This is a genomic window from Nocardia sp. NPDC055321, assembly GCF_053645575.1.
This window is the reverse complement of record NZ_JBSHMS010000061.1, coordinates 1-10,479: the sequence shown is the minus strand read 5'-3', so window position 1 is coordinate 10,479 and position 10,479 is coordinate 1. Positions and strand designations below refer to the sequence as shown.

General features: G+C 64.9%; 2 protein-coding genes. Both read right to left on the bottom strand.

The window, feature by feature from the left end; all coding sequences use genetic code 11:
• Positions 1-379 (bottom strand): beta-ketoacyl synthase N-terminal-like domain-containing protein (locus ACWIGI_RS41425; protein WP_454209177.1); only part of this gene is annotated, 379 nt, incomplete at its 3' end.
• A partial coding sequence (locus ACWIGI_RS41420) for an SDR family NAD(P)-dependent oxidoreductase (protein ID WP_454209176.1) occupies positions 376-10,479 on the bottom strand: 10,104 nt, incomplete at its 5' end. The genes ACWIGI_RS41420 and ACWIGI_RS41425, both read right to left, overlap by 4 nt.

Below are 10,479 nucleotides of genomic sequence, written 5' to 3'. Positions count from 1 at the left end.
ACAACCGCTGCTGCGGATCCATCGCCAACGCCTCACGCGGACTGACACCAAAAAAACCAGCATCGAAATCCGCAGAGTCATAAAGAAACCCACCAGAACCCGTCGTGGATTTACCCAACGCGTCGGGGTCCGGGTCGTACAAATCTTCGTCCCAGCCGCGGTCGATCGGAAACTGCCCGATCGCGTCGACACCGCCGGATACCAGCTCCCACAAACCTTCCGGTGACACGACCCCACCGGGAAGACGACACGCCATGCCCACCACAGCAATCGGCTCGGCCGATGCGCGGATGAGCTGTTCGTTCTGTCGGCGAAGGCGATTGGTTTCTTTGATCGATGCCTTCAGCGCTTCGGCCACACGATCCGTTGTGACGGTCATTCCACAGTCCCCTCTTCGTCCGAACCGAGCGCGATTGCCACCAGTTCCCCCAGGTCCATCATGTCGATCAGTTCTTCGTCGCCGTGTATCTCGGCACCAGGCGTCGTCGTCTCCAGGTCGGCCAAACTCAGCAGTGTTTCCAGCAGTCCCGCCGCTCTGATTCGCTCGATCGGAATCGCACCGAGCAATCGGTGAAGTTCGGTGTCCTCATCGGTGTGCAGCTGCGCGGAGTCGGGCGAAAGTTGGCGCAGCAGGTACTCCGCGAGTGCTGCCGGGTTCGGGTAGTCGAAGATCACCGTGGCTGGAAGCTGTAGTCCGGTAGCCGATTTCAGCCGGTTTCGGACCTCCACGGCGCTCAGCGAATCGAAGCCCAAGTCCTGGAAGGCGCGACCGGGTTCGATGGTCGTGGCGTTGTCGTGACCCAGGACGACGCCGACATGCGCACGGACGACGTCGAGTACGACGCGTAGCTGCTCGGCCGAGGCCAGTCCGAGCAGTTGGTGTTTCAGGGCTGGGGAAGAGGCCCCACCGATCGCCCCGCGGCGCAAGCCCGGTAGGACGTTGCGCAGTACCGGAGCCAACAGGCCCGCGCTGGCCTGCGCGCGGACCGCGGCCGAATCCAGCCGCGCCGCCACCACCTGGACCGGTCCGTACTGCACGGCCGCATCGAACAGGGCCAGGGCCGCGTCGTTCGGCATGGCGGTGAATCCGCCTCGGTTCATCCGGGCGATGTCGACGTCACCGAGGTGACCGGTCATCGAGCTGAATTGAGCCCACATGCCCCATGCGATCGACTGTGCGGCGAGTCCGTTGGCCTGACGATGCGCCGCAAGACCGTCCAGGAAGGTGTTCGCGGCCGCATAACTGCCTTGCCCGGCCCCGCCGACGGTTCCCGATACCGACGAGAACAAGACGAAAGCGGCGAGGTCTGTTCCTCGCGTCAGTTCGTGAAGGTGCCACGCCGCATCGACTTTCGGCATCAGCACGGTATCGAGTCGATCAGGTGTCAGCGCCCCGATGACACCGTCGTCGAGCACCCCCGCCGCATGGATCACCGCGGCGAGCGGGTGAGCTGTGGGGATACTGGTCAAGAGTTCGGCCAACGCGGCGCGATCTGCGACATCACAGGCCGCGATATGGACCTGCGCCCCCAGATCCATCAGTTCGGCGCGCAACTGAACCGCGCCCAGAGCGTCTAGTCCGCTTCGACTGACCAGCACCAGATGCCGCGCACCGTATTCGAGCACCGCGTGCCGGGCCAGCACGGCGCCCAGACCACCGGTGCCACCGGTGATCAGCACCGTACCGTGGCCGAGGCCGTCCGTCCTCGACGTGGCCTCGGTGATCGACGGTCGCTGTATGCGCTCGAGTCGGGCCACATGTGCTGTTCCGGTTCGGACGACGATCTGCGATTCACCGGTGGCCAGGATCCCCGCGACATCCACCTCGCTGTCCGCGTCGATCAAGACGAATCTACCCGGATCCTCGGACTGAGCCGAACGGACCAACCCCCATACTGCGGCTCCCACGAGGTCCGTGACCGGCTCGCCCGACAGCGCCACCGCACCGGTTGTCTTGACCAGCAAAGTACTTGCGGCGAAGCGGTCCTGGGTCAACCACGCCTGCAACACCGCCAACATGCGCGCCAGCTCGGCGTGTACACCCTCGGCGGTATCCAAGGTCGGATTCTGCAGGGAGTCGATCACCACGACATCGGGGACGTCGGAACCTTCGCCGACCTCGTCCCAGTACGCCACCGTCTTTCGGGAAGACTCCACGACTGCGGTACGCAGTGGAGACCACCGCACTTCGAGCAGCGGGTCCGAATCTCCGGTCTCGCCAACCGATACCAGTTGCTCGGTCGAGATCGGGCGGGTGACCAATGAGGCAACCGACATCACCGGCCGACCCTCGGAATCGACCACCTCGATCGCAACCGCGCCCGCTTCGGTGGGCGAGATCCGAACTCGCAGCGCAGCGGCTCCGCTCGAGTGGAGGGTCGCGCCCTCCCAAGAGAATGGAAGCGCCACAGACTCGGCATCGGCGTCGGCAGCGTCGACAGCCAGAATTCCCGATTGCAGGGCGGCATCCAACAACGCCGGGTGCAGTCCGAATCCAGCCGTGGAGACCTCGCTGTCAGCGGGGAGGGCTACCTCGGCGAACACGTCCAGGCCTCGCCGCCAGACCGACCGCAAGCCTCGGAATGCCGGACCGTACTGATATCCGCGCTGCAGCAGGCTCGCATAGCCGGCGTCGATATCGACCGTCGTCGCACCGATCGGTGGCCACTGCACCAGGTCCGGTGACGCGGTCACTTCCTCCGAACCGAGCGTGCCTCGCGCATGCAGCAGCCAGGGCAGATCGCCTTCCCGCTCGAGCCGGGAGTAGATCGAGATCGGTCGGTCGCCCGAATCGTCGAGTCCGCCAACGACGACCTGGATCTGAACGCCGCCCGTGTCCGGGAGGATCAACGGTGCCTGCAACGTCAGTTCCCGCATCACGGTGCAGCCGACTTCGTCACCGGCACGCATCGCGAGCTCGACGAAACCTGTGCCTGGCAGCAACACCACCCCGGCCACCGCGTGATCGACGAGCCAGGGCTGCGCACCGACCGACAGCCGACCTGTCAATATCACTCCCCCGGTTTCCGGTGCCGCTACAACTGCGCCCAGCAGTGGATGCTTCGCCGGGCCCAGGCCGACGCCTGTCACATCCCCGAGCCGCGAGGCTCCCTCCAGCCAGTACCGTCGTCGTTGGAACGCGTAGGTCGGCAGGTCTACCGTTCGAGCCTGGCTCGTGGCCAACAGCGCACGCCAGTCCACCGCGATACCGGCGACGTACGCCTCGGCAGCAGCGGAAACGAACCGGCTCAGAGTGCCCTCACCTCGGCGCAGGGTCCCGACAACGATTGCGGAATCCTCGGTCTCACCGAGACTTTCACAGGTTTCGAGGATGCCGATGGTCAGGACGGGATGTGGTGTCGCTTCGAGGAAGGCCTTGTATCCCGCAGCAAGCAGGGCGCGGGTCGCGGCCTCGAATTGCACCGGCTCCCGAAGATTTCGGAACCAGTAGTCCGCGGTCAGCTCGGCGGTATCGATCACGGTGCCCGAAACCGTGGAGACGAATTCGGTGCTTGACGATGTCGGGGCGATATCGGACAGCGAGGCAACGAGGGACTCACGCAGCACCTCGACTTGAGCCGAGTGCGAGGCGTAGTCGACCGCGATCCGGCGAACCCTGACATCCTGAGACTCGGCGGCGGTGATGAACTCCTCCAAGGCAGTCCGCTCACCCGAAACCACGACCGAGTTCGAGCCGTTGATCGCCGCGATGGCGAGTGTGCCGTTCCACCTCACGAGCAATGGCTGTACCGATTCGCTCGAGAGTGAGACCGCGACCATGCCTCCGGTCCCCGACAGCACTGTCAAGGCTTGCGAGCGCAGCACCACGATCCGCGTTGCGTCGGCCAGCGACAGTGCACCCGCGACGTACGCGGCGGCGATTTCGCCCTGGGAGTGGCCGACGACCGCATTCGGGACCACCCCGACCGAGCGCCACAGTTCAGCCAGCGACACCATCACCGCGAACAACGCGGGCTGGACGACATCGACTCGCTCGAGTAGCTCGGGGTCCGGTTCGCTCACTACCTCGAACAGGGACCAGTCCACCAGCGGGTCGATCAAATCCGAGCATTCCCGCATCTTCGCCGCGAAGACCGGGGATGCTTCGAGCAGATCGCGGGCCATGCCCGGCCACTGCGATCCCTGGCCTGGAAAGACGAAGACGGTCTTGCCCACGACCGAACCGCTGGAACCGTGGATGACGCCGCTGGACAGGCCATCCTCGATCAATAAGTCGAGCTGCTCGATCAGTTCTTCGCGGTTGTTGCCGACCACGACCGCGCGGTGTTCGAACATCGATCGGGTGGTCACCAGTGAGAGCGCGATGTCAACCGGTGCCAGTTGATCATGAATGGATGTGAAGTCCCGCAGGCGTGCGGCCTGTCCGAGTAGCGCGCGCGGCGTTGAAGCCGAGAGCACCCAGGGCACAACATCATTCACACCGTGGGTGTCCGCTCCGACTGCGCACTCGACCGTGTCGACCGCAACCGGAGGTTCGACGGGCGCTTGCTCGAGCACTATGTGTGCGTTGGTGCCGCTGATTCCGAAGCTCGATACCGCCGCGCGGCGCGGCGCATTCGTCTCCGGCCACGCTTGGGATTCGGTGAGCAGCTCGACTGCCCCCGCGTCCCAATCCACATGTGGGGACGGAGCATCCACATGCAAGGTAGCGGGCAGGACGCCATGGCGCATCGCCATGATCATCTTGATCACACCCGCCACACCCGCGGCAGCCTGAGTATGACCGATATTGGATTTGACCGATCCCAGTTTCAGAGCCCGAGCATCGAGACGATCCTGGCCGTATGTGGCGAGCAACGCTTGGGCCTCGATCGGATCACCGAGGGTGGTTCCGGTGCCGTGGGCCTCGACCGCGTCGATTTCGGCCGGGGACAAGCGCGCGTTGGCCAATGCCGCACGGATCACGCGCTGTTGCGACGGACCGTTCGGCGCGGTCAACCCATTGCTGGCACCGTCCTGATTCACCGCCGAACCACGCATGATCCCCAGGACTCTGCGACCGTTACGACGCGCGTCGGACAAGCGCTCCAACACCAGAACACCCGCGCCCTCGCTGAATCCGGTGCCATTGGCACCGGCCGAGAACGCCTTGCATCGGCCGTCCGCGGCCAGGCCGCGTTGCCGCGAGAATTCAACGAACAGGCTCGGAGTCGCCATCACGGTAGCGCCGCCGGCCAAAGCGAGCGAGCATTCCCCGGCACGAAGCGCTTGGACCGCGAGGTGCATCGCCACCAAGGACGAGGAACAGGCCGTGTCCACCGTCACCGCAGGGCCCTCGAGACCCAAGGCGTAGGACACCCGACCCGAAGCCACACTCCCTGACATACCGGTGCTCAGATAGCCTTCGACCTCGGTCGGGACTTGCCCGCCGGAGCCGTAGTCGTGGTACATAAGGCCGGTGAACACACCGGTCTCGCTACCGGCCATCGAACGCGGATCAATTCCCGCCCGCTCCAACGCCTCCCACGAAGTCTCCAACAACAACCGCTGCTGCGGATCCATCGCCAACGCCTCACGCGGACTGATACCGAAGAAGCCGGCGTCGAAATCGGCGGCGTCGTACAGGAACCCGCCAGAACGCGTGTAGGTCTTACCCGACGCTTCCGGGTCCGAGTCGTACAGACCCTCGCCCCAGCCGCGGTCGGTCGGAAAATCACCGATCGCGTCCACGCCACCGGACACCAAATCCCACAGATCCTCCGGCGAAGCCACACCCCCGGGAAAGCGACATCCCATCCCCACCACAGCAATCGGCTCGAACTCATCCGAAACCCGCACCGGGGCTGCCGCTTGCACCCGGATACCGGAAAGTTGCGCGGTGAGATGCTTGGCGAGAGAGGTCGGTGCGGGGTGGTCGAAGATGGCGGTGACCGGCAATCTGATCCCGGTCACGGTCGTGAGCCGATTGCGCAGCTCGACCGCGGTCAACGAATCGAAACCGATATCGGTGAACGCACGCGTGGGTTCCATCCCCACGACGCTGGCATGTCCGAGCACGGCAGCAGCCTGCGCGAGGACAATGTCCAAGACCAAGGCATTGGCTTCGGGTTCGGACATGTCGGACAGTCGCGCCGTCAGGCCTGATGCACCGTTGCTCGCACCGCGGTTCGCGGTACGTCGTACCGTTCCTCGCACCAGCCCGCGCAGCAGGGCCGGCACCGATCCGGAGTCACGATGTACGCGACCGAGCGCATGCGGATCCAATTTGACCGGGACCAGGACCGAATCGTCGTATGCCGCTGCGGTATCGAGCAACGCCAATCCGTCGGCCGCGGACAGCGCCCCGACACCCGAACGCTCGATCCGCGCCCTGTCGGTCATGTCGAGAGCACCGGTCATACCGCTGTCCTGCGCCCACAAACCCCACGCCAGCGACTGTGCGGCCAGGCCCTGCTCGTGCCGATGCCGCGCCAACGCGTCCAGGAACGAGTTCGCCGCCGCATAGTTGCCCTGCCCCGGGCCTCCGAGAACCCCGGACATCGAGGAGAACAGCATGAAGCCCGGCAGGTCCAGATCCCGGGTCAGCTCATGCAGGTTCATCGCGCCGTCGACCTTCGGGCCGAGCACACGATCGACCTGATCCGCGCTCATCGACTCGATGACGCCGTCGGCGAGAACTCCCGCCGCATGAACCACCGCGGTCAAAGGATGATCAGGCGACACCGCAGCGAGGACAGCAGCGATGGCCCGCTTGTCCGCGACATCGCACGCGAAGACCTCCGCCACCGCACCGAGCGAGTCGAGTTGGGCCACCAACTCGGCTACGCCGGGGGCGTCCACACCTCTGCGGCTGACCAGCAACAGGCGCGTAATACCGTGTGCGGTCACCAGATGCTTGGCGACCAGAGCACCCAGACCACCTGTCCCACCGGTGATCAACACGGTCCCGTTCCTGTCCCACAACTCGAGCGAGTTCTGTTCCCGGGTCGCGGCGCCGACCCTGGCCAACCGCGGCACAGACACCGAGCCGGCACGAACTCGCAGCTCGGGCTCGTCCTGGGCGAGGAGGGCGGGAAGCGCATCCCACGACGACCGGTGAGCATCGATGTCGAGCACGACGAACCGACCCGGATGCTCGGCTCGAGCCGAACGCACCATGCCGAATACTGCCGCACCCACCAGGTCGTCGAGCAGTGAGCCCACCGAGTCGGGTGGGCGTATCACCGCCGGGCGGACGGTGACCAGGAGCCGGGATGCGACGAGTCGGTCGTCGGTAAGGAAGGCCTGGACCGATCTCAGCACCTGATGTGTCGCCTCGCGGACCCTGCGGGCCAATTGCGAAGCATCATCGCAGCCCGAATCGATCGACACCACAACAACTTCCGGCGCCTGTTCACCGCTCCCGAGATGCGTGGAAAGGGCATGCAGGTCGGGATAGAACCGAAGGTCGATACCGGCCGGAGTCCCTGCGGACAGCCCGGTCTCGCGCTCGGAGTCGACCATGGCCCACCAGTCGTGGTCCGCGGTCGGCGACGTCATGGTCGACATCGGAATCCAGTCCATTCGGAACAAGGACTCCGAGGAGGTGTCGCTGCCCGGCCTCAGTTGGTCCTGGGTGATGGGCCGCAAGATGAGAGACCCGATCCCCGCAACCGGCTCGCCGGTCCCATCGGTCACCGCGATCGACACCGTATCCGCCCCGACCGGCGAGATTCGCACGCGCAGCGACTCGGCACCGGTGGCGTACAACTGCACCCTGGACCACGAGAACGGCAGCCGCCCAACGAAATCGCCAGAGGAATGGTCCACACCTAATGCGTGTAGCGCGGCATCCAACAGCGCGGGATGCAACCCGAAGTCCGACACATCCACTCCCGCGGCGCTCTCGGTGTCCAGCGCGACGCCGACTTCGGCGAACACCTCGCTCCCGCGCCGCCATACCCGTCTGAGCCCTTGGAATACCGACCCGTACTCGAAGCCGTTCCCAGCGAACCAGCCGTACAAATCGCCGAGGTCGACCGCAGCAGCCTCCCTCGGCGGCCAATCCCTCAGGTCTACGGGCGCTGCAACCGCCGCATCACCCAACACGCCTTGCGCATTGCGGGTCCACGGCCCGCCCTGATTCGACTCGCCCAGCCTCGAATAGACACTCACGGTACGACAGCCGCTTTCGTCGCGGCTGCCGACCACCACCTGGACTTGCGTCCCCTGGGTTCCTGAGAATACAAGCGGCGCTTCGAGAGTCAGTTCCTCAACCGAGTCACATCCCACCTGATCGCCCGCGTGGAGCGCCATTTCCAGGAACGCTGTTCCCGGTAGCAGCACCACTCCGAACACCGAGTGGTCGACCAACCACGGATGGGTGATCGTCGATAGTCGACCCGTGAACACGAACCCTTCATTGGCTGGCAGTTCGGTCCCCGCACCCACCAGGGGATGACCGGTCGCCGTGAGACCCGCCGCACTGAGATCACCCGCCGAGCCGAGCGCGTCGATCCAGAATCGCTGTCTGTCGAACGCGTATGTCGGCAATTCCACCGGGAGCCCGTGCGCGCACAAGGCATTCCATGACACATCCACACCCGCGGTGAAGATCTGCGCCACAGCGGCTGTGAAGCTGCCCAGATCGCCTTCGTCGCGGCGCAGCGAACCCAGACAGATCGCTGTGGCGTTCGACTCCTCGAGGACCTCTTCCACGTTCATGGTCGACACTGGATGCGGGCTGATCTCGATGAAGGCGTCGTACCCGGCACTCACCAGTGCCTGCACTGCAGTGGCGAATTGGACCGGTTGCCGAAGGTTACGGTACCAATAGGCGGTGTCGATTTCGGCGGTGTCGAGCGCGACTCCGGTAACAGTCGAGTAGAACGGAATGCTCGAAGACCGCGGGGTGAGCGAACCCAGCGCGCGGGTCAGGTCCTGTTCGACCGCCTCGACCTGCGGCGAGTGGGAGGCGTAGTCGACCGGGATCCTGCGTGCGCGGATTCCCTCGGCAATCAGCTCCTGCATGAGAGTTTCCAGTGCCTGGACCGCTCCGGACACCACGGTCGAACGGGGTCCATTGATCGCCGCCAGCGCCAACTCACCCTCGTTCAAACGACTTTCGAGTTCGGCGGCAGGCAGGGGCACGAAGACCATGCCGCCCTGGCCGGCGATTTGCGATAGCACCTGGCTGCGCAGGGCAATGATCTTGGCCGCATCCTCGAGAGTGAGCGCTCCGCTGACACAGGCGGCCGCGATCTCGCCCTGAGAGTGTCCGATCACCGCGTGGGGGGTTACGCCGAACGCGCGCCACAATGCGGCCAGTGACACCATCATCGCGAACAGCACCGGTTGGATCACATCGACGCGATCGAGGTCGGTGTCAGGTTCTGTCCCGCGCAGCACTGCGGACAATGACCAGTCCACGTACGGGGACAAGGCGAGTTCGCACGCTTCGATGCTTCTGGCGAACACGGGGGAAGATTCGAGAAGTTCCCGGCCCATACCCAGCCACTGCGAGCCCTGACCGGGGAACACGAACACCACCTTGCGTGAATGTGCGTGACCGACGGTCACGTGCGGGTCAGCATCGCCCGACACGATCGCCCCCAGCCCGGCGAGCAGCTGTTCTCTATCCGCTCCGAGCACCACCGCGCGATGCTCGAACACCGATCGCGTCCTCACCAATGAGGTTGCGAGGTCAGCGTTCGAGAGTTCCGGATCCACGGTCACGAACTCGCGCAGCCGCTCGGCCTGACCACGCAACGCCTGCGGTGACTTCGCCGAAAGCACCCACGGCACAACAGAACCCATATCGTTTCCGTCGGCAATCGATGGCATCGACACGCTGTCGCCCTGACCGGTTCCGCCTTCAGTGGTTACGGGATCAGATTCCGTTGGTGCTTGTTCGAGGATCACGTGTGCGTTGGTGCCGCTGATCCCGAACCCTGATACCGCCGCGCGACGAGGCGCACTTGTCTCCGGCCACACTTCGGCTTCGGTGAGCAACTCGACTGCACCCGAGGCCCAATCCACATGCGGGGAGGGAGAATCCACGTGCAAGGTGGCGGGCAGAAGACCGTGGCGCATCGCCATGATCATCTTGATCACACCCGCCACACCCGCGGCAGCCTGGGTGTGACCGATGTTCGACTTGACCGAACCAAGTTTCAACGCCCGATCATCGACACGATCCTGGCCGTAGGTCGCCAAGAGGGCCTGGGCCTCGATCGGATCACCAAGGGCGGTGCCGGTGCCGTGCGCTTCGACCACATCGACGTCGGAAGGCGACAGCCGTGCGTTGGCCAGCGCCGCGCGGATGACCCGCTGCTGCGACGGACCATTCGGCGCAGTCAAACCATTGGACGCACCATCCTGATTCACCGCCGAACCACGCACGATCCCCAGGACTCGATGACCGTTGCGGCGGGCGTCGGACAAGCGCTCCAACACCAGAACACCCACACCCTCACCCCAACCCACACCATCAGCAGACGCCGAAAACGCCTTACACCGCCCATCCGCCGACAAACCCCG